20 protein-coding genes are annotated in these 18,836 nt (G+C 72.6%); 8 read left to right on the forward strand and 12 right to left on the reverse strand.

Features of this window, described 5'->3' with window-relative positions; translation table 11 throughout:
• Positions 1 to 377: 377 nt before the first annotated feature.
• Together ACIBW6_RS33060 and ACIBW6_RS33065 are read right to left on the reverse strand one after the other, a co-directional pair.
• The gene (locus ACIBW6_RS33060; RefSeq protein ID WP_399066267.1) at positions 378 to 1,379 is read right to left on the reverse strand and encodes a GDP-mannose 4,6-dehydratase; all 1,002 of its coding nucleotides are present in this window, start codon (positions 1,377 to 1,379) and stop codon (positions 378 to 380) included.
• Entirely contained in the window at positions 1,376 to 2,533 is a 1,158-nt protein-coding gene (locus ACIBW6_RS33065; protein WP_399066269.1) for a UDP-N-acetylglucosamine--N-acetylmuramyl-(pentapeptide) pyrophosphoryl-undecaprenol N-acetylglucosamine transferase, read from the reverse strand. Before ACIBW6_RS33065 ends, ACIBW6_RS33060 begins: the two co-directional genes overlap by 4 nt.
• A gap of 65 nt (positions 2,534 to 2,598) precedes the next feature.
• Between ACIBW6_RS33065 and ACIBW6_RS33070 the strand changes: the two genes are divergently transcribed.
• Both ACIBW6_RS33070 and ACIBW6_RS33075 read left to right on the forward strand, forming a co-directional pair.
• Positions 2,599 to 3,312, forward strand: coding sequence for a response regulator transcription factor (locus tag ACIBW6_RS33070; RefSeq protein WP_399066271.1), 714 nt, complete (start codon positions 2,599 to 2,601; stop codon positions 3,310 to 3,312).
• Complete coding sequence (locus ACIBW6_RS33075) at positions 3,309 to 4,727, forward strand: sensor histidine kinase (RefSeq protein ID WP_399066273.1); 1,419 nt, start codon at positions 3,309 to 3,311, stop codon at positions 4,725 to 4,727. The genes ACIBW6_RS33070 and ACIBW6_RS33075 overlap by 4 nt, the downstream gene beginning before the upstream one ends.
• Positions 4,728 to 5,384: 657 nt before the next feature.
• On the opposite strand, the gene ACIBW6_RS33080 is transcribed toward ACIBW6_RS33075, so the two are convergent.
• The 5 genes from ACIBW6_RS33080 to ACIBW6_RS33100 all read right to left on the reverse strand — a co-directional run bounded on the left by ACIBW6_RS33080 (position 5,385) and on the right by ACIBW6_RS33100 (position 8,807).
• A complete protein-coding gene (locus tag ACIBW6_RS33080) occupies positions 5,385 to 7,085 on the reverse strand; it encodes a methylmalonyl-CoA mutase (RefSeq protein WP_399066391.1) in 1,701 nt (566 codons plus the stop codon).
• Between the two features lie 89 nt (positions 7,086 to 7,174).
• Positions 7,175 to 7,513, reverse strand: a complete 339-nt coding sequence (locus ACIBW6_RS33085) for a DUF3817 domain-containing protein (RefSeq protein WP_399066275.1) — start codon at positions 7,511 to 7,513, stop codon at positions 7,175 to 7,177.
• A 47-nt stretch (positions 7,514 to 7,560) separates the two neighbouring features.
• Positions 7,561 to 8,070, reverse strand: coding sequence for a MarR family winged helix-turn-helix transcriptional regulator (locus tag ACIBW6_RS33090; RefSeq protein WP_399066276.1), 510 nt, complete (start codon positions 8,068 to 8,070; stop codon positions 7,561 to 7,563).
• A 90-nt stretch (positions 8,071 to 8,160) separates the two neighbouring features.
• Complete coding sequence (locus tag ACIBW6_RS33095; protein ID WP_399066278.1) at positions 8,161 to 8,457, reverse strand: MTH1187 family thiamine-binding protein; 297 nt, start codon at positions 8,455 to 8,457, stop codon at positions 8,161 to 8,163.
• Entirely contained in the window at positions 8,454 to 8,807 is a 354-nt protein-coding gene (locus ACIBW6_RS33100) for a DUF3817 domain-containing protein (protein WP_399066280.1), read from the reverse strand. The genes ACIBW6_RS33095 and ACIBW6_RS33100 overlap by 4 nt, the downstream gene beginning before the upstream one ends.
• Before the next feature lie 139 nt (positions 8,808 to 8,946).
• Between ACIBW6_RS33100 and ACIBW6_RS33105 the strand changes: the two genes are divergently transcribed.
• The 4 genes from ACIBW6_RS33105 to ACIBW6_RS33120 all read left to right on the forward strand — a co-directional run bounded on the left by ACIBW6_RS33105 (position 8,947) and on the right by ACIBW6_RS33120 (position 11,616).
• Complete coding sequence (locus ACIBW6_RS33105; RefSeq protein ID WP_399066282.1) at positions 8,947 to 9,585, forward strand: AIM24 family protein; 639 nt, start codon at positions 8,947 to 8,949, stop codon at positions 9,583 to 9,585.
• A gap of 1 nt (position 9,586) precedes the next feature.
• Positions 9,587 to 10,237, forward strand: a complete 651-nt coding sequence (locus ACIBW6_RS33110; RefSeq protein WP_399066393.1) for an AIM24 family protein — start codon at positions 9,587 to 9,589, stop codon at positions 10,235 to 10,237.
• Positions 10,234 to 11,013, forward strand: a complete 780-nt coding sequence (locus ACIBW6_RS33115) for an AIM24 family protein (protein WP_399066284.1) — start codon at positions 10,234 to 10,236, stop codon at positions 11,011 to 11,013. Before ACIBW6_RS33110 ends, ACIBW6_RS33115 begins: the two co-directional genes overlap by 4 nt.
• Positions 11,014 to 11,139: 126 nt before the next feature.
• Positions 11,140 to 11,616: a MarR family winged helix-turn-helix transcriptional regulator gene (locus ACIBW6_RS33120; RefSeq protein ID WP_399066286.1), complete on the forward strand. Its 477-nt coding sequence runs from the start codon at positions 11,140 to 11,142 to the stop codon at positions 11,614 to 11,616.
• Positions 11,617 to 11,699: 83 nt separating this feature from the next.
• Here the strand turns inward: ACIBW6_RS33120 and ACIBW6_RS33125 are convergent, their stop codons facing one another.
• Together ACIBW6_RS33125 and ACIBW6_RS33130 are read right to left on the reverse strand one after the other, a co-directional pair.
• Complete coding sequence (locus ACIBW6_RS33125; protein ID WP_399066288.1) at positions 11,700 to 13,121, reverse strand: ATP-binding protein; 1,422 nt, start codon at positions 13,119 to 13,121, stop codon at positions 11,700 to 11,702.
• A complete protein-coding gene (locus tag ACIBW6_RS33130; protein ID WP_399066290.1) occupies positions 13,118 to 13,789 on the reverse strand; it encodes a response regulator transcription factor in 672 nt (223 codons plus the stop codon). Before ACIBW6_RS33130 ends, ACIBW6_RS33125 begins: the two co-directional genes overlap by 4 nt.
• Positions 13,790 to 13,925: 136 nt before the next feature.
• Here ACIBW6_RS33130 and ACIBW6_RS33135 point away from each other — a divergent pair, with 136 nt between their 5' ends.
• On the forward strand, positions 13,926 to 14,555 hold the full coding sequence (locus ACIBW6_RS33135) for a PepSY domain-containing protein (RefSeq protein ID WP_399066292.1): 630 nt from the start codon (positions 13,926 to 13,928) through the stop codon (positions 14,553 to 14,555).
• Between the two features lie 58 nt (positions 14,556 to 14,613).
• Here ACIBW6_RS33135 and ACIBW6_RS33140 read toward each other — a convergent pair whose 3' ends face one another.
• From ACIBW6_RS33140 to ACIBW6_RS33150, 3 genes are all read right to left on the reverse strand, one after another.
• Positions 14,614 to 15,834 (reverse strand): MFS transporter, encoded by a 1,221-nt coding sequence (locus ACIBW6_RS33140; RefSeq protein WP_399066295.1) that lies wholly within the window; start codon positions 15,832 to 15,834, stop codon positions 14,614 to 14,616.
• Between the two features lie 168 nt (positions 15,835 to 16,002).
• Positions 16,003 to 16,959, reverse strand: coding sequence for a methylmalonyl Co-A mutase-associated GTPase MeaB (gene meaB / locus ACIBW6_RS33145; protein WP_399066297.1), 957 nt, complete (start codon positions 16,957 to 16,959; stop codon positions 16,003 to 16,005).
• Between the two features lie 37 nt (positions 16,960 to 16,996).
• Positions 16,997 to 18,199, reverse strand: coding sequence for an acetyl-CoA C-acetyltransferase (locus tag ACIBW6_RS33150; protein WP_399066299.1), 1,203 nt, complete (start codon positions 18,197 to 18,199; stop codon positions 16,997 to 16,999).
• A 139-nt stretch (positions 18,200 to 18,338) separates the two neighbouring features.
• Between ACIBW6_RS33150 and mce the strand changes: the two genes are divergently transcribed.
• Positions 18,339 to 18,779 (forward strand): methylmalonyl-CoA epimerase, encoded by a 441-nt coding sequence (gene mce, locus ACIBW6_RS33155; RefSeq protein ID WP_399066301.1) that lies wholly within the window; start codon positions 18,339 to 18,341, stop codon positions 18,777 to 18,779.
• Positions 18,780 to 18,836: the final 57 nt, after the last annotated feature.

The following is an 18,836-nucleotide window of genomic DNA, read 5'->3' on the forward strand; positions in this document are numbered from 1 at the left end:
CGTCCACGCGTGTCCGACGTTCTGTTGAGTCTCAACCCGAGCCCCCTCGTGGACCGCTCCCCGGCGGTCCACCTATGTCATGGGCCTGACACCACCGTCCTCGCGAGAGAACAGGGCGACGCCCGGTTCAGGGGCGCGACGGTCCGGCGCGAGGCGCGCTGTCGGGCCGCACCAGCATGGCGTTCTGCACCGAGACGCCACAGGAAACACACATCACACACACAGTAAGTGCATGGGGCAAGCTTTCCTGGGCGGCCCCACCCCGCCCCGGAACAGCACAAACACGCCAGGTGTGACGGGTGGTCACGGGCCGTGGCGAGGTCAGGCGTTCCGCCCTCTCCGGCCACCTCGGCCCTGACCTCGTACGTCCTCGCAGGTCAGACCTGGTACCGGCCGGGCGCGAACAGCTCCAGGTGCCGCGCCACCCAGGCGGACGTCCGCCGCAGACCCTCGGTCAGCGTGACTTCCGGTGCCCAGCCGGCCCATTCGCGGGCCCGCATGTTGTCCGAGAGCAAGCGGTGGACCTCGCTTCCCGCAGGGCGCAGGCGGGTCGGGTCGGTCACCACTCGGGCGTCCTGGCCGGAGGCCTGGATGAGGGCCTCGGCAAGGGCGCCGATCGAGATCTCCTGGCCCGTGCCGAGGTTGACGACCTGGCCGAGCGCGCGGTCGCACTCCGCCACCGCCAGGAAGCCGCGGGCCGTGTCCGTGACGTACGTGAAGTCGCGGGTCGGGGTCAGCGAGCCGAGCCTGATCTCGCGGGCACCTGAGTGGAGTTGGGCGAGGATCGTGGGGATCACGGCGCGGGCCGACTGGCGGGGACCGTAGGTGTTGAAGGGGCGGACCACCGTCACGGGGAGTTCGAAGGCGTGCCAGTGGGAGAGCGCCATCATGTCCGCGCCGATCTTCGAGGCGGAGTACGGGGACTGCGGCTGGAGCGGGTGGTCCTCGGAGATCGGGGCCGTCAGCGCCGTGCCGTAGACCTCGCTCGTGGAGGTGTGGACGAGGCGGCGGACCGCGTGGCGGCGGCAGGCCTCGGCGACGTTCTCGGTACCGGCCACGTTCGTGTGGACGTAGGCGCCCGGCGAGTCGTACGAGTACGGGATGCCGATGAGCGCGGCGAGGTGGAAGACCGTGTCGCAGCCGGCGACCGCGTCGTGGACGCGGCCCGCGTCGCGGACGTCGCCGGCCAGGAACTCGACGCGGGGGTCGTCGAGGAGGTGGGCGAGGTGGCCCTTGTCGGCGTACGGCTTGTAGTGGACGAAGGCGCGGACGTGTGCGCCCGCGTCCAGGAGCAGGTCGACGAGGGTCGAGCCGATGAAGCCCTCGGCCCCGGTGACGAGGACCGTGCGCCCCGCCCAGCTGGTTGTCGTCGTGTTCATATGTACTGCAACTCCCTTTTCTTTCCTGCGAGTTCGATGACGTGGTCCGCCAGGAGGCCGGCCGCCCCGGCGTGCGGCCCCTGCGGCGCGGCCGCCGACATCGCCGCCAGCCGCGCCGGGGCGGCGAGCAGCGGTTCGACGAGGGCCGCGAGGCTGTCGGGGGTGGTGTCGGCGTCGGGCAGCAGGAGGCCCGCGCCCGGGTCGCTGAGCACCCGCGCGTTGTGGGTCTGGTGGTCGCCCGGCGCGTGCGGGTACGGGACGAGGACGGCCGGGACCCGCGTCGTGGCCAGCTCGGCGACGGTCGCCGAGCCCGCCCGGCACACCACCAGGTCGGCGGCGGCGTAGGCGAGGTCCATCCGGTCGAGGTAGGGGACGGCGACCGCGGGGGTGCCGAGGAGCCGGCGCCGGGTGTCGTCGAGGGCGGTCGGGCCCGTCTTGATGAGGAGGTGGACGTCCGTGCGGCCGCGCCAGCGGGCTGCCAGGCCCACCGCAGCCTCCGTCAGGCGGGCCGCGCCGAGGCTGCCGCCGTTGACGAGGACGAGCCGGGCGCCGTCGGAGACGCCGAGTGCGCGGCGGGCCGGGTCGCGCAGGGCGGACCGGTCCAGGTCCGCGAGGGCGGCGGCGATGGGCATGCCCGTGGTGTGCGCCCGGGCGCCGCCGGGCAGGTGGGCGCGGCTGCGGTCGAAGGCGACGGCGAGGTGCGGGGTGAGGCGGGCGGCGAACCGGTTGGCGCGGCCGGGGACCGCGTTGGACTCGTGGATGAGGCTCGGCAGCGCCGCCATGCGGGCACCCACGATGACGGGTGCGCTGGGGTAGCCGCCCATGCCGACCGCGACCTGGGCGCCCTGCGCGCGCAGGACGGCCTTGCACTGGGCGCCGGACTTCAGCAGCGCCGCGGGCAGGAGGTAGCGGCGGGCGCCGAGGGAGGGGTCGAACGGGATCATGTCGACGGTGTGCAGGCGGTAGCCGGCGGCCGGGATCAGCCGGGTCTCCAGGCCGCGTTCGGTGCCGACGAAGGAGATCACCGCGTCGGGGACGGCCCGGCGCAGGGCGTCCGCGAGGGCGAGCCCTGGGTAGATGTGGCCGCCGGTGCCGCCCGCGCCGATGACGACGGACAAAGGGGTGCGCAGGGCGCTGCGCGAGTCGCTTCGCATGAGAAGTGAGCGTCGCGGGGTGCTCTAAGAGGGTTTTAAGAGCCCGGTTTGGCACCGTGGTGACCATGAGAACAGCGAGCGAGCGCGGGGCGGCCAAGGTGCTGGTCGTGGACGACGATCCCGAGGTCCGCTCGGCGGTGGAGGACGCGCTGAGCGTCGAGGGGTACGTCGTGCGGGGCGCGCCGGACGGGCAGCGGGCGCTGAGCGCGCTCGCGCACTGGGAGCCGGACGTCGTCGTCCTCGACGTGATGATGCCGGTCCTGGACGGGCTGGCGGTGTGCCGGCAGATGCGGGCCGTGGGCGACCGCACCCCCGTGCTGGTGCTCACCGCGCTCGACTCGGTGAGCGAGCGGGTGGACGGGCTCGACGCGGGCGCCGACGACTACCTGGTCAAACCCTTCGCCCTGGACGAGCTGGTGGCGCGGGTGCGGGCGCTGCTGCGCCGGGCGGCCGCCGACCCGGCGCCCGACGACTCCCCCGGGACGCTCTCCTACGGCGACCTCGTCGTCGACCCGCGGACCCGCGCGGGCCGGCGCGGGGGCCGGGCCCTGGAGTTCAGCCGTACGGAGTTCGCGCTCCTGGAGGTCCTGGTGCGCAACGCCGGGCAGGTGCTGCCGCGCGAGGTGATCCACGAGGCGGTGTGGGGACGCGACTTCGGGCCGGAGTCCAACTCCCTCGCGGTGTACGTCGGTTACTTGCGGCGCAAGCTGGAGGGGCCCGGGGAGCCGCGGTTGCTGCACACGGTCCACGGAGTCGGGTACCGGCTGGGCACGCCGTGAGCGGGGACGGGGCCGAGAGGCAGGCGCGGGGGCGGCGGGCCCGGGGCAGGGACCGCACCCCGCTGCGCACCCGTCTCGCGCTGCTGGCCTGCGCCACGGTCGCGCTGATCACGGTGGGCGTGTGCGTGGCCTCGTACGCGGTGATCCGCTACGAGCTCGGGCACCAGCTCGAACTCCAGCTGGCCCAGGCCGCGACCCTGGCCACGCAGCAGAACCGGGGCGAGCCGCCCGGCGTGCTCTCCGGCGAGTGCCGGTACCTGGCGGCCCCGGCCTGCGCCCAGCTGGTCCCCGCAGGGCCGGCGGACGACCCCGGCGAGCCGTACCTCCTGCCGGTCACCGGCGCCACACGGGCCGTCGCCGCGGGCACGCGCGCGCCGTACTACACGGACCTCGCGCTCCAGGGCCACCGGGTGCGGATGCTGACGACGCCGTACACGGGTGGTCGCGCCGGCACGGCCCTGCAAGTGGCGCTGCGGTCGGACCCGACGGCGAAGGGGCTGCGGCAGGCGACCGTGCTGCTGGCCGCGATCAGTGTGGCGGGGGTGCTGCTCGCGGCGGCGGGCGGTTACTGGGTGGCGCGGCGCGGGCTGGCGCCGGTCGCCCGGCTCACGGCCACCGCGGAGCGGATCGCGGCGACCCGGGACGCCCGTACGCGCATCGACCTGCCGCCGGGGCGCCGGGACGAACTGTCGCGGCTGGCGGCCTCGTTCAACACGATGCTCGGTGAGCTGGAGGAGTCGGTGGCGGCCCGGCGGCGGCTCGTCGCGGACGCGTCGCACGAGTTGCGGACGCCGTTGACGGCGCTGCGCACCAATGCGGAGCTGCTGGCGCGGGCCGACCGGTTGACCCCGGCTCAGCGGGAGCGGGCCTCTTCGGCGCTCGGCCGGCAGATCCACGAAGTGACGTCCCTGGTCAACGACTTGATCGAGCTGGCCCGTGACGAGGAGCCGCGGCCGCTCGTGGAGGAGGTCGCGCTCGCCCCGCTGGTCGCGCACGCGGTGCGGGCGGCCCGGGCGCACTGGCCCGCGGTCTCCTTCACGCTCACGGTCCTGCCGGAGGCGGAGGGCGTGACCCTGCCGGGGGTGCCGTCGCGGCTGTCCCGGCTGGTGGCGAACCTGCTCGGCAACGCGGCGAAGTTCACCCCTCCGGGTGGCGGGCCCGTCGAGGTCGTGCTGACCCGGCGGGAGTTGACGGTGCGGGATCACGGGCCCGGGATCGCTCCTGGGGACCTGCCGCATGTCTTCGACCGGTTCTACCGGGCCGAGGGGGCTCGGGCGTTGCCCGGCTCGGGGCTCGGTCTTGCGATGGTCCGGCAGATCGCGCGGGCGCATGGGGCGGAGGTCTCCGCGGAGGCCGCGGTGGGGGGCGGGGCGCTCTTCCGGGTGACCTTTTCGGCGTCCTCCCCGCGGGGCTGAGGTTCTGTATGTGCCTGCCGCGCGGCACGGGTGGTTCTTCGCCCGCGGCCCGGCGGGGCTTCTCGCGCAGTTCCCCGCGCCCCCGAAAGGCGCACCCCGTGCGCCCCAAGTCGTTCGACCGCGGGCCCGGTGGGGGCTGGTCGCGCAGTTCCCCGCGCCCCTGGAAAGCGCACTACGTGCGCCCACCGTTCGTCTGCGGCCGAGCGGGGCTTCTCGCGCCGTTCCCCGCGCCCCCGAAAGGCGCACCCCGTGCGCCCCAAGTCGTTCGACCGCGGGCCCGGTGGGGGCTGGTCGCGCAGTTCCCCGCGCCCCTGAAAAGCGCACTACGTGCGCCCACCGTTCGTCTGCGGCCGAGCGGGGCTTCTCGCGCCGTTCCCCGCGCCCCCGAAAGGCGCACTCCGTGCGCCCTCCTCTTTCGTCCGCGGCCCGGTGGGGCTTCTCGCGCCGTTCCCCGCGCCCCTGGAGGCTTGCGGCTTCGCCGCTGCCTCAGGCGGCGCTGCCCCTGGGGGCCGCTGAGATAGCGCACGCAGTGCGCATCTCAGGGGCGCGGGGAACTGCGCGAGCAACCACGACGGCGCGTCAGCCGAAGTCTTTTCAGGGGCGCGAGGAACTGCGCGACCAGACCCGACCCGCCCGCGGCCGGACAACGACCCCGGGTCAGAACCCGGCCGGCTCCGTATAGACGCCCCACTCGTCCCGGAGCACCCCGCAGATCTCCCCCAGCGTCGCCTCCACCCGAACCGCATCAAGCATCGGCCCGATCATGTTCGACCCGTCCCGCGCCGCATCCAGCATCCGATCCAGCGCCCCGCGCACAGCGACCTCGTCCCGGGCGGCCTTGCGGCCCGCCAGGGCTCGTACCTGCTCCCGCTCCACCTCGTGGCTGACCCGCAGGATCTCCAGGTCACCGGTGACGGAACCATGCGCGACGTTGACCCCGACGACCCGCTTGTCGCCCTTCTCCAGGGACTTCTGGTACTGGAAGGCGGACTCGGCGATCTCGCCGGTGAACCAGCCGTCCTCGATGCCGCGCAGGATGCCGGAGGTGATCGGGCCGATGGGGTGCTGCCCGTCGGGGTGGGCCCGCAGCCCGCGCTCCCTGATCTGGTCGAAGATCTTCTCGGCGTCGGCCTCGATGCGGTCGGTGAGCTGCTCCACGTACCAGGCGCCGCCGAGCGGGTCCGCGACGTTGGCGACGCCGGTCTCCTCCATCAGCACCTGCTGCGTGCGCAGGGCGATCTCGGCGGCCTGCTCGCTGGGGAGCGCGAGCGTCTCGTCGAGGGCGTTCGTGTGCAGCGAGTTGGTGCCGCCGAGCACCGCTGCGAGCGCCTCCACCGCCGTACGCACCACGTTGTTGTACGGCTGCTGGGCGGTGAGCGAGACCCCGGCGGTCTGCGTGTGGAAGCGCAGCCACTGCGCCTTGTCGGTGGTCGCGCCGTACACGTCGCGCATCCAGCGGGCCCAGATCCGCCGCGCCGCGCGGAACTTGGCGATCTCCTCGAAGAAGTCGAGGTGCGCGTCGAAGAAGAAGCTGAGGCCGGGGGCGAAGTGGTCGACGTCGAGGCCGCGCGCCAGGCCCAGCTCGACGTAGCCGAACCCGTCGGCCAGCGTGTAGGCCAGTTCCTGCGCGGCCGTGGAGCCCGCCTCGCGGATGTGGTACCCGGAGACCGAGAGCGGCTTGTACGCCGGGATGGACGCGGCGCAGTGCTCCATCAGGTCGCCGATCAGGCGCAGGTGCGGCTCGGGCTGGAAGAGCCACTCCTTCTGCGCGATGTACTCCTTGAAGATGTCGGTCTGGAGCGTGCCGTTGAGCACGGCCGGGTCGACGCCCTGGCGCTCCGCCGCGACGAGGTACATGCAGAAGACGGGGACGGCGGGGCCGCTGATCGTCATCGAGGTGGTGACGTCGCCGAGCGGGATGTCCTGGAAGAGGACCTCCATGTCGGCGGCGGAGTCGATGGCGACGCCGCAGTGTCCGACCTCGCCGAGGGAGCGCGGGTCGTCGGAGTCGCGGCCCATCAGCGTGGGCATGTCGAAGGCGACCGAGAGCCCGCCGCCGCCGGCGGCCAGGATCATCTTGTAGCGCTCGTTCGTCTGCTGGGCGTTGCCGAACCCGGCGAACTGGCGGATGGTCCAGGTGCGGCCCCGGTAGCCGGTCGGGTGCAGGCCGCGCGTGAAGGGGTACTCGCCGGGCCACCCGATCCGCTCGAAGCCCTCGTACGTGTCCCCGGGCCTGGGCCCGTAGACCGGCTCGACCGGGTCACCCGAGAGGGTGGTGAAGTCGGCGTCCCGCTTGCGGGCGGAGTCGTACCGGGCCTGCCAGCGGCGGCGGCCCTCCGCGATGGCGTCAGCGTCCATGCTTCCCATGGAGACCAATTTACTAGGACGTCCTAGTAAATGTCGATGGCGAACCGCTCGCACCTCGTACGGATGCGAGCGGTCCTGTATCAGGCCCGGGCGAGCTTCGTGCCGTCGTCGGCGACCTTGGCCTCCAGCTCCGCGGAGACCTTGCGCTCCACGAAGAAGGCGGCGGTCGGGATGGTGCCCGCGATGAGGACCCACAGCTGCTTGCCGACCGGCCACTTCGCCTTGGACCCGAGGTCGAAGGCGAACACCAGGTAGATGACGTACAGCCAGCCGTGCGCGATGGCGATGACGCGCGTGGCGTCCGCCGCGCCGTCGATACCGAGCGCGTACTTGGCGATCATGCCGAGACACAGGAGGACCAGGAGCACACCGGTCACGTAGGCCATGACGCGGTAGCGGGTCAGCACGCTCTTCTTCATGGGTCGAGCGTAACCGCCCGATTTGCGCGATCTTCAGCCGGGCCCGGTCACGCCTCGTCGAAGTCGTGCGCCGCCACCCGCAGGGGCCGCAGCATCGCGAAGATCTCGCCGCACTCCTCGGCGTCGTAGACCCCGAGCCCGAAGTCCATCGCCATCAAGTCGCGCGTCGCCGACTCGACGACCTCGCGGCCCTTGTCGGTGATGGTGGCCAGCGTGCCGCGGCCGTCGTTGGGGTTCGGGCGCTTGGCGACCAGGCCCGAGCGCACCAGCCGGTCGACCGTGTTGGTGACGGAGGTGGGGTGCACCATGAGCCGCTCGCCGATCTTCGACATGGGCAGCTCCCCCTCCTTGGAGAAGGTGAGCAGCACCAGGGCCTCGTAGCGCGCGAAGGTCAGTCCGTACGGCTTCACGACGGCGTCGACCTCGCCCAGCAGGATCTGGTGGGCGCGCATGATCGAGGTGATCGCACCCATGGAGGGCACGGATCCCCAGCGCTGCTTCCACAGTTCGTCGGCGCGGGCGATGGGATCGAAGGCAAGACTGAGCGGCTTCGGCACGGACCCGACCTTACCGGCCGGTCATATGCCGGTCAGCCCCGTCTCGCCCTTTGACCGCCCGGCCCCGCTCAGCCTTGAGCGCGGTACCGCTCAGTCCTGCGCGAGGTACCGCTCGACGGTGGCGACCTTCGAGGTCAGGCCGTCCGTGACGCCGGGCCGGAGGTCCGCCTTCAGCACCAGCGACACCCGGGGCGCCCGCGCCTCGACGGCCGCCACGGCGCGCTTGACGACGTCCATGACCTCGTCCCACTCGCCCTCGACGGAGGTGAACATCGCGTCGGTGCGGTGGGGCAGGCCGCAGTCGCGCACCACGCGGACCGCGTCGGCCACGTACTCCCCCACGTCCTCGCCGACCCCGAGCGGGGTCACGGAGAAGGCGACGATCATGCGTTCACGATCCCTTCCTGGCGGGCGCGGGCGGCGATCGCCCGGTCGACGGCGCTCTCGGCCTCGCGCTTGAGCTTGCGCTCGGCGAAGAAGCCGCCGGTGGGCAGGACGGAGAGGACGAAGTAGAGGGCGGCCCGGCCCAGCGGCCACTTCGCGCGGTTCCAGGCGTCCAGCCAGAAGATCACGTAGAGCACGAAGAGGATGCCGTGCACCATGCCCATGACCGGCACCGCGTTGAAGTCGGTCGTGCGCTTCAGCACCGAGCAGACGATGAGCAGCAGGAACGAGACGGCCTCGGGCGCGGAGACCAGGCGGAGGCGTCGGAGGGCGGAGGCGGTCTTGATGTCCACGGGTCACCTTCGGCAGGAGCAGCGGGCGGGCGGTGGTGCGGGCGACGATCTTGTGAACGCACGCACAAGCGTGCCTCATTGTGGCACCGCGTCCCGCGGGGCCTGTCGGCGGGCTCCCCGGGCCGGTTACCTTCGATCCGTGGCAACGTTCCGGCTGCAGGGCAGCAAGATGCTCGCCGTCGACATGACGGGCGACGGCGTGAAGGCGAAGAACGGGTCGATGGTCGCGTACGACGGCCGGATGACGTTCAAGAAGCTGAGCGGTGGGGGTGAGGGGATACGCGGGATGGTGACCCGCCGCATCACCGGCGAGCAGATGGTGGTGATGGAGGTGACGGGCCAGGGCACCTGCTGGTTCGCCGACCGGGCCAGTGAGATCAACCTGGTGGAGCTGCGCGGCGACAAGCTCTACGTCGAGTCGGGCAACCTGCTGTGCACGGCCGCGGGGCTGCGCACCGGCACCACCTTCACCGGGGTGCGCGGCGCCTCGCAGGGCAACGGTCTGTTCACCACGACCGTCGAGGGGCACGGCCAGGCCGCGATCATGAGCGACGGCCCGGCGGTGGTGCTCCGCGTCAGCCGCGACTTCCCGCTGACGGTCGACCCGGGCGCGTACGTCGCGCACCAGGGAAACCTGCACCAGACCCTCCAGTCGGGGGTCACCTTCCGTACGTTCCTGGGGGAGGGCGGCGGCGAGGCGTTCCAGATCCGGTTCGAGGGCGACGGGCTCGTCTACGTCCAGCCCAGTGAGCGCACCACGATCGCGGGGGATGTGTGAGATGCCCTTCCGTGAGATCAACTCGAAGATGATCGAGGCGACCGTCCTGCCCGGGCAGCGGCTCTACAGCCAGCGTGGCGCGATGCTCGCGTACAAGGGGGACGTGTCCTTCACGCCGAACGTCCAGGGCGGGCAGGGCGGCGTGATGTCCATGCTCGGCCGGCGGGTGGCGAACGAGGCGACGCCGCTGATGACCGTCGAGGGCAGCGGGACCGTGCTGTTCGGGCACGGCGGCCACCACGTGCAGGTGATCACGCTCTCCGGCGACACCCTGTACGTGGAGGCGGACCGGCTGCTCGCCTTCGACGGGACGCTGCGCCAGGGCACGATGTTCATGGGCGCGCAGGGCGGCGTGATGGGCATGGTGCGCGGCCAGGTCACCGGCCAGGGGCTGTTCACCACGACGCTCCAGGGCCAGGGGTCGGTGGCCGTGATGGCGCACGGCGGCGTCATCGAGGTGCCGATCACCCCGGGCCGGTCCGTGCACGTCGACCCGCAGGCGTACGTCGCCCACCACGGGGACGTGCGCAACAAGCTGTCCACGGCCCTCGGCTGGCGGGACATGGTGGGCCGCGGCAGCGGCGAGGCGTTCCAGCTGGAGCTGAGCGGGAGCGGCGCGGTGTACGTCCAGGCCTCGGAGGAGAAGCTGTGACAACCGGACCCGTGGTGTACGACCCGGCGACCCTGCCCGTCGACGACAACGTCAACAACTACACCTTCTGCGTGGAACTCAAGGGCAGTCAGTGGTTCCTGCAGAAGGGCAAGATGATCGCCTATTACGGGCGGATGGAGTTCAACGGCGTCGGACACGGACGGCTCGACCGGCTGGTGCGCACCTCGTTCCATTCGCCGCTGCACGCGAGCGACTGGGTGGTGGCGGAGGGCAGCGGCAAGATGCTCCTCGCGGACCGGGCCTTCGACGTGAACTCCTACGACCTGGATGACGGCAATCTGACCATCCGTGCCGGGAATCTGCTCGCTTTTCAGCCAACTCTCGCGCTGAAGCAATCGATCGTGCCGGGCTTCCTGACGCTCATTGGCACCGGCAAATTCGTCGCCGCGTCGAACGGTCCGGTCGTCTTCATGGAGCCGCCGCTGCGGGTGGATCCACAGGCGCTCGTCGGCTGGGCCGACTGCCCCTCGCCGTGCCACCACTACGACCACGCGTACCTGACCGGCGTGATCGGCGGTCTACGTGCGATGACGGGCGTCGGCGGGGTCTCCGGCGAGGAGCACCAGTTCGAGTTCGTGGGCGCCGGGACGGTCCTGCTGCAGTCCAGCGAGGCGCTGATGCCCGAACGCGCGACGGGTGACGTGCCGCACCAGGCGGGTGTTCCGGGGGGTGGGCCGGGCGCGGGCCCGGGTCAGCCACCGGCACCGCGTCTTCCCGGACAGCTCGGGGACCTCCAGCGTCGCTTCGGGCTGTGAGCGGTAGTCTGCGGAGTGTGACGTCGAACGCGTGACCCCTTTCCGTGGCGTCGCCACGACGAGGGTGTGAGGCGTCACAACCCCGACGTTCGTTCGCCTTTCAACTTCTTAGGTAGAATCGATTTCATGGAGACCGAAACGGCCACGCAGTGGCTGACCGACGAGGAACAGTGCGCCTGGCGCACCCACCTGGAGGTCAACAGGCTGCTGAACTACCAGCTGGAGAAGGATCTCCAGCCCTTCGGCCTGACGATGAACGACTACGAGATCCTGGTGAACCTCTCCGAGGCCGAGGAGCTCCGGATGCGGATGAGCGATCTGGCCGCGGCGACCCTGCAGTCCAAGAGCCGGCTCTCGCACCAGATCACCCGCATGGAGAACGCGGGTCTGGTGCGCCGCGAGAACTGCGAGTCGGACCGGCGCGGCCTCTACACCGTACTCACCGACTTCGGTCTGGAGACGATGCAGAAGGTCGCCCCGCACCATGTGGCGTCCGTGCGGCAGCACTTCGTCGATCTCGTCCCGCCGGGCGACCTGGGCCACCTGCACCGGGCGCTGGCCCCCATCGCGGACCACCTGCGTTCGCAGCGCGGCAAACCGTGACACCTGCGAATCCCGTGGGCCCCCAAGGACCGCCGGCTTCCTCCGTGGTCCACCTTTTCCGAACAGATCTCACCACCTGAGGCTCAGGCACGGCCCGCGGGCCGTGCCCGGGGCAGCCCGAGCGTGAACAGGGCTCCGCCGCCGGGCGCGGCGCCCACCGTCAGCGCCCCGCCGTGCCGCACCGCCACGTCCCGGGCGATGGCGAGGCCCAGACCGGCCCCGCCGCCGTCCCGGGACCGGGCGTCGTCGAGCCGGACGAACCGCTCGAAGATCCGCTCCCGCTCGCTTTCCGGCACGCCGTCCCCATCGTCGGCGACGGTCAGGAGCACCCGCTCCCCCTCGGCGGCCACCGCCACCCGCACACCGCTGCGGGCGTGCCGCTGCGCGTTGTCCACCACATTGCCGAGCACCCGCGCCAACTGCCCGCGGGAGCCGCTCACCCGGGCGCCGTCCCGCACCTCCACCGCAACCGGGTGGCGGTCCCCGGTCCGCTGCGACAGCTCCTCGCGGACCAGCGCCGCGAGGTCCACGTCGGCGCCGCCGGGCCGCTCCCCCGCGTCGAGCCGGGCCAGCAGCAGCAGATCGGCCGCCAGTTCCTGGAGCCGGACGGTGTCCTCGACCGCGCCGTCCAGATCGAGCAACTCCGGGTGCGCCGCGCCCACTTCGAGCTGGGTGCGCAGGCTCGCGATCGGGCTGCGCAGCTCGTGCGAGGCGTCCGCGACGAACCGGCGCTGGCGCTCGACGGAGGCCTCCAGCGCAGCCAGGGTCTCGTTCGTCGTCCGCGCGAGGCGGGCCACCTCGTCGTGCGTCGCGGGCTCGGGGACCCGGCGCGCCAGGTCCTGGGAGGCGGTGACGGCGGCCATCTCGGCGCGGATGCCCTCCACGGGCCGCAGCGCGCGCCGCGTCACCAGCCAGGTGACCGCCCCCACCACGACGAGCAGGACCGGGAAGCCGATGAGCATGGCGGTCAGCGCCGTGGACACGGCTCCCTGTTCGGCGTCGCGGGGGCTGCCCGCGTACACGGTCAGGTCGCCGTACGCGGTGTCCTCCACCTCCAGCGCGGCGAACCGGTAGTCGGCGGTGTCGTCGTCGACGGTCGCGCTGCCGTCGCTGTGCCTGGTGGTGTCGGCGACCTTGCCGCCCGCGCGGCCGCCGTCGTCGTCCGCGTCGTCGTCGGCCGTGGCCCGGACCGGCCGCACCGCGCTCGTGCCGGTGCCGCTGATCCGCCGCAGGTCCTCGGTGGCGGCCAGCAGCCTCCCGTCCTCGTCGACGACCTGCACGGGCTGGTCGTCGTCGTCCAGGTCCAGGGCGCCGGGCGCGGTCCCGGTGGCCAGGGCGGTGGCCACACGGCGCGCGGCCGAGTCCGCGGCGTCGTCCGCCCGGCCGGTGAGGTCGGTGCGCAGGGCGAGCAGCACGGCGGTGCCGGCCGCGACGAGGGCGACCGCGACGACGAGGGTGGCGGCAAGGGCCGCACGCGCCCGCACCGAGCCGAGGGCCCGCCTCACCGGGGGGCCTCCAGACGGTAGCCCGCGCCGCGCACGGTCCGGATGAGGGAGGCGCCCAGCTTGCGGCGCAGGGCGCTTATATACACCTCGACGATGTTCGGATCGCCCTCGTAGGCAAAGTCCCACACGTGTTCCAGGATGTCGCCCTTGGACACGACCTCCCCGGCGCGCAGCACGAGCTGTTCCAGGACCGAGAACTCCTTGGCGGTCAGGGCGATCTCGCCGTGCTCCTCGTGGCTGACCCGGCGCGCCGCGGTGTCCACCGCGTACGGTCCGACGGTGTGCACGGGCGAGGCGCCGCCCGCGCTGCCCCGGCGCCGCAGCAGCGCTTTCACGCGGGCGACGAGGACGACGTAGGAGAAGGGTTTCGTCAGGTAGTCGTCGGCGCCGGTGTCGAGCCCCTCGGCCTCGTCGTACTCGCCGTCCTTGGCGGTGAGCATGAGGATCGGCACGTCGGAGCCGGCGGCGCGCAGGGCGGCGCAGACGCGGTAGCCGTTCATGCCGGGCAGCATGATGTCGAGGACGACCAGGTCGTACGAGCCCTCGCCCGCCCGGTGCAGTCCCTCCAGGCCGTCGTGGACCACGTCGACGGCGTAGCCCTCGGCGGTGAGGCCCCTGGCCAGCGACAGGGCCAGTCGCTTTTCGTCCTCGACGATCAACAAGCGCATAGGGAGAGGGTGGCAGGTCGAAGCTGAAGAGTCCTTCAGGCTTCTTCAGCGGGGCTTCAGGGTCGCTCGGGCAGGTTGGTTCCCGTTGCAGGAACACGACCGGAGCACTCCTCCGGACGACGAACTGGAGAACCTCATGAAGCGCCGTACGACCGCCATCGCCGCCATCGCCGCCGTCGTCGTGCTGGGCGCGGGCACCGCCACCACGGTGGCCGTCGCCGAGGACGGCCCGTCGTCGGGCCCGCGGTCGAGTGTGCGGGTCAAGGACGACGGTGTCAGCGACGCGCAGGAGAACGCGAACGAGGCGAAGGGCGCCGAGGTGAGCGCCGAGGACGCGATCGCCGCCGCCCTGAAGCACACCCCGGGCACCGCGGCCGGCGCCGACCTCGACTCCGACGACGGCCGCCTGGTCTGGGAGGTCGACGTCATCGGCGGCGGCGACACGTGGCACGACGTCGACGTCGATCCCGGTACGGGGAAGGTGCTCGGCTCGCACACCGAGAAGGACGACGACGGGGACGCGGCGCGGGTCACCTCCGCGCTGAAGGGTGCCTCGGCGTCCGCCGGGGACGCGGCGCGGGCTGCCGCCGGCAAGGGCGTGGTGACCTCGGTCGACGCGGAGGACGACGGGGCCGTCACGGCGTGGGAGGTCGAGACCACGTCCACGAACGGGAAGCAGCAGGACTGGCGGGTCGACCTCCAGTCGGGTTCGGTGACCGTGGATCACTCGGCGGACGACGAGGGTGACGACGGCGACGACGACTGAGGTCCTTTTCCCGCGCGGGTCACGGCGCTCCGCCGCCCCTCGTCCGAACGGCGGGGCCTCACCTGACCGGACCCGGCTCGTCCGGCGCCGGAAGCCCGGGTGTGGCCGGGGCCGTGCGTGCCGGGGCGGGCTGGAGTGCCGCGACCGCGGCCGCCAGCAGCGGGGCCGCTGCCGCCACCATGAAGCAGAGCGGCAGCGGGGCACGGCCCACCAGGAGGCCCATGGCCGCCGTGCCGCCGGAACTGCCCGCGTTGAACGCCGTGTTGACCCAGACGCCCGCCTGCGTGCGCAGGCCCGGATCGACCGACTCGTCGGCGATCAGGTAGGCGGTCGTCAGAGCGGGTGTGACGAACAGGCCCACGCACGCCGCCGCCCCCGCGAGGACGAGCAGGCCGGGTGCGAGCGCCGCGGCGCCCAGGGACGCGGCCAGCCCGAGGGCCGCAAGGGTCAGCCGGTGGGCGGCCGGGCGGCGCCAGTCCACCGCGCCGTTGGCGAGGCCGCCCACGGCGCTGCCCGCCGACAGGGCGGCGAGGACCCAGGCGGCGGCGTCCGCCCGCCCCCGGTCCTCGGCGAAGGCCAGCACGAGCAGGTCGGCCGCGCCGAGCGCGACGCCGGCCCCGAGCACCACGGCCACCGGCCGGGCGAGCCGGCCCACGACCCGGCCCCGCTCCCGCCGCGCGCGGTCCGCCGGGGGCACCGCCCCCACCAGGGGCGAGGCCACGAACATCAGCGTCCCGGCGGCGACGAGCCCGGCGCTCAGCGCGATCCCGGACGCGGGCGGCGCGAACAGCACGAGCACGCCCACGACGAGCGGTCCGGAGACGAACAGCAGCTCCTCCGCGACTCCGTCGAGGCTGTAGGCGCGCTGCAACAGCCGCCGGTCGGGCAGGAGCCGGGACCAGACGGTACGCATCGTCGGGCCCAGCGGCGGCGTCGCGGCCCCCGCGCACAGGGCCAGGACGGCGAGCAGCGGCCCAGGTGCCCCGGGGCGCCAGGTCACGGCGGCGACCACGCCGAGCAGGGCCGCGTACCCGAGGGCCATGGGGGTCAGCGCGCGGCGCGGCCCGTACCGGTCGATGAACCGGGCGCGCAACGGTGACAGGAGGACGCTGGCGGTGCCGAAGACCGCCATGACGGTGCCCGCGACGGCGTAGGAGCCGGTGGCCGCCTTGGCCGCGAGCATCAGGGACAGCGAGACGGTCCCGTACGAGAGGCGTCCGAGCAGGGCGGCGCCGAACGTGCGCAGGGCATACGGGGTCCGCAGGACAGCGGCGTACATGAGGGAACTCCTCCGGGCATGCGTGAGAACTCAACGGGGCGTGGAAGCACCGGAGTTCTACGCACGGAGGAAGGTCATGCGGGCAAGGTAGCAGGCGTCCGGAGATCGCAGAAGAGGGCCGCGGGGCGCCCGGGGAACGCAGCAGAAGGCCGCGGGGCGCCCGCGCGCTCAGTTCCCGGTGAGGCCCTCGACCAGTTCGTCCGCGGCCCGGTAGGGGTCGAGCGCCCCGGCCACGATCCGCTCGGCCAGCGCTCCGAGCCGCCGGTCGCCGGACAGGTCGCCGATCCGCTCGCGCAGCGCGGTCACCGCGATCGTCTCGACCTCGCGGGCGGCCCGGGCGGCCCGGCGCTCGGCCAGCACCCCGCGCTCCTCCATCCACGCCCGGTGCTTCTCCAGCGCCTCCACGACCTCGTCGACGCCCTCGCCGCGCGCCGCGACGGTCTTGACGATCGGCGGGCGCCAGTCGCCCGGGGCCCGCGCCTCGCCCAGGCCGAGCATGTGGTTCAGCTCGCGCGCGGTGGCGTCGGCGCCGTCCCGGTCGGCCTTGTTGACCACGTACACGTCGCCGATCTCCAGGATTCCGGCCTTGGCCGCCTGGATGCCGTCGCCCATGCCGGGGGCGAGCAGGACGACGCTGGTGTCGGCCTGGGAGGCGATCTCCACCTCGGACTGGCCGACGCCCACCGTCTCCACCAGGACGACGTCGCAGCCGGCCGCGTCCAGGACCCGGATCGCCTGGGGCGCGGCCCAGGCGAGGCCGCCGAGGTGGCCGCGGGTGGCCATCGAGCGGATGTAGACGCCCGGGTCGGAGGCGTGGTCCGACATCCGCACCCGGTCGCCCAGCAGGGCGCCCCCGCTGAACGGCGAGGACGGGTCGACGGCCAGCACCCCGACCCGCTTCCCGGCCCGCCGGTAGGCGCTGACCAGCGCCGACGTGGAGGTGGACTTGCCGACGCCGGGCGAGCCGGTGAGCCCGACCACGTACGCGTTGCCGGTCAGCGGCGCGAGCGCGGCCATGACCTCGCGCAGCTGCGGGGACGCCCCCTCCACCAGCGAGATCAGCCGGGCCACGGCGCGTGGCCTGCCCTCCCTCGCCTGGGCGACCAGCGTGGGGACGTCCTGCATCACTGCTCCGTTCACTCAGACCGTACATCGGCCTCGACTAAGCCTTGGGGACCCGCACGACGAGGGCGTCGCCCTGGCCGCCGCCGCCGCACAGGGCGGCCGCGCCGACGCCGCCGCCGCGCCGCTGCAGCTCCAGGGCGAGGTGGAGGACGATCCGGGCGCCGGACATCCCGATCGGGTGACCGAGCGCGATCGCGCCGCCGTTGACGTTCACCTTGTCGGCGGAGACGCCGAGGTCCTTCATCGACTGCACCGCGACGGCCGCGAACGCCTCGTTGATCTCGATCAGGTCGAGATCACCGACCGCCAGGCCCTCCTTGTCCAGGGCGTGGCGGATGGCGTTCGAGGGCTGGGACTGCAGCGAGTTGTCCGGGCCCGCCACGTTCCCGTGCGCGCCGATCTCGGCGATCCACTCCAGGCCGAGTTCCTCCGCCTTTGCCTTGCTCATGACGACGACGGCGGCGGCGCCGTCGGAGATCTGCGAGGAGGTGCCGGCGGTGATCGTGCCGTCCTTGGCGAAGGCCGGGCGCAGCTTGCCGAGCGACTCGGCGGTCGTCTCGGGCCGGATGCCCTCGTCCGTGTCAAAGAGGACCGGCTCGCCCTTGCGCTGCGGGATCTCGACGGGCGTGATCTCGGCGTCGTACAGGCCGTTCTTCTGCGCGGCGGCGGCCCGCTGGTGGGAGAGGGCGGCGATCTCGTCCTGCTCGGGGCGGGCGATGCCCAGACGGGTGTTGTGCTTCTCCGTCGAGGCGCCCATGGGGATGGACTCGAAGGAGTCCGTCAGGCCGTCGTACGCCATCGCGTCGAGCATCTCGACGGCGCCGTACTTGTAGCCCTCGCGGGACTTGGGGAGCAGGTGCGGGGCGTTCGTCATGGACTCCTGGCCGCCCGCGACGACGACGTCGAACTCACCCGCGCGGATCAGCTGGTCGGCGAGGGCGATCGCGTCGAGGCCCGAGAGGCAGACCTTGTTGATCGTCAGCGCCGGCACGTTCATCGGGATGCCCGCCTTGACGGCGGCCTGGCGCGCCGGGATCTGCCCCGCTCCGGCCTGCAGCACCTGGCCCATGATCACGTACTGCACCTGGCCGCCGTCGATCCCCGCACGGTCGAGGGCGGCCTTGATCGCGAACCCGCCGAGGTCGGCCCCGGAGAAGGACTTGAGCGAGCCGAGCAGGCGGCCCATGGGCGTGCGGGCGCCCGCGACGATCACTGAGGTGGTACCGGTCGTTCCAGACATGAGGCACGGCCCCTTGAGGGAGGAGGGAGTGAACGAGGGTTTACCCGAATGTACTGAGCGGTAAGCCGCTCGTCATCGCCCCGCCGGTGTGATCGCGCGCACGTTGCGTAACCGTCGCGGACCGCGCTGCACTTACAGCATGCTGACGCGAATCGACCACATCGGGATCGCCTGTCACGACCTCGACACGACCGTCGAGTTCTACCGGGCCACGTACGGCTTCGAGGTGTTCCACACCGAGGTCAACGAGGAGCAGGGCGTGCGCGAGGCCATGCTCAAGATCAACGAGACGAGCGACGGGGGCGCCTCCTACCTCCAGCTGCTCGAACCCACCCGCGAGGACTCCGCGGTGGGCAAGTGGCTGGCCAAGAACGGTGAGGGGGTGCACCACATCGCCTTCGGCACCCCGGACGTCGACGCGGACGCCGCGGACGTCCGGGGCAAGGGCGTACGCGTCCTGTACGACGAGCCGCGACGGGGGTCGATGGGGTCGCGCATCACGTTCCTGCACCCCAAGGACTGCCACGGAGTACTGACCGAACTCGTCACCGCCGCCCCTCAGGAGACGGCGGAGCACTGACCTCCACATACTTGGGCCGGTAGGGTTAAGGGGCGGCTGTCGCGTGCAAGCGGGACG

The sequence above is a fragment of the Streptomyces sp. NPDC049813 genome, assembly GCF_044465085.1.
In the GTDB taxonomy this organism is placed as follows: Bacteria; Actinomycetota; Actinomycetes; order Streptomycetales; family Streptomycetaceae; genus Streptomyces.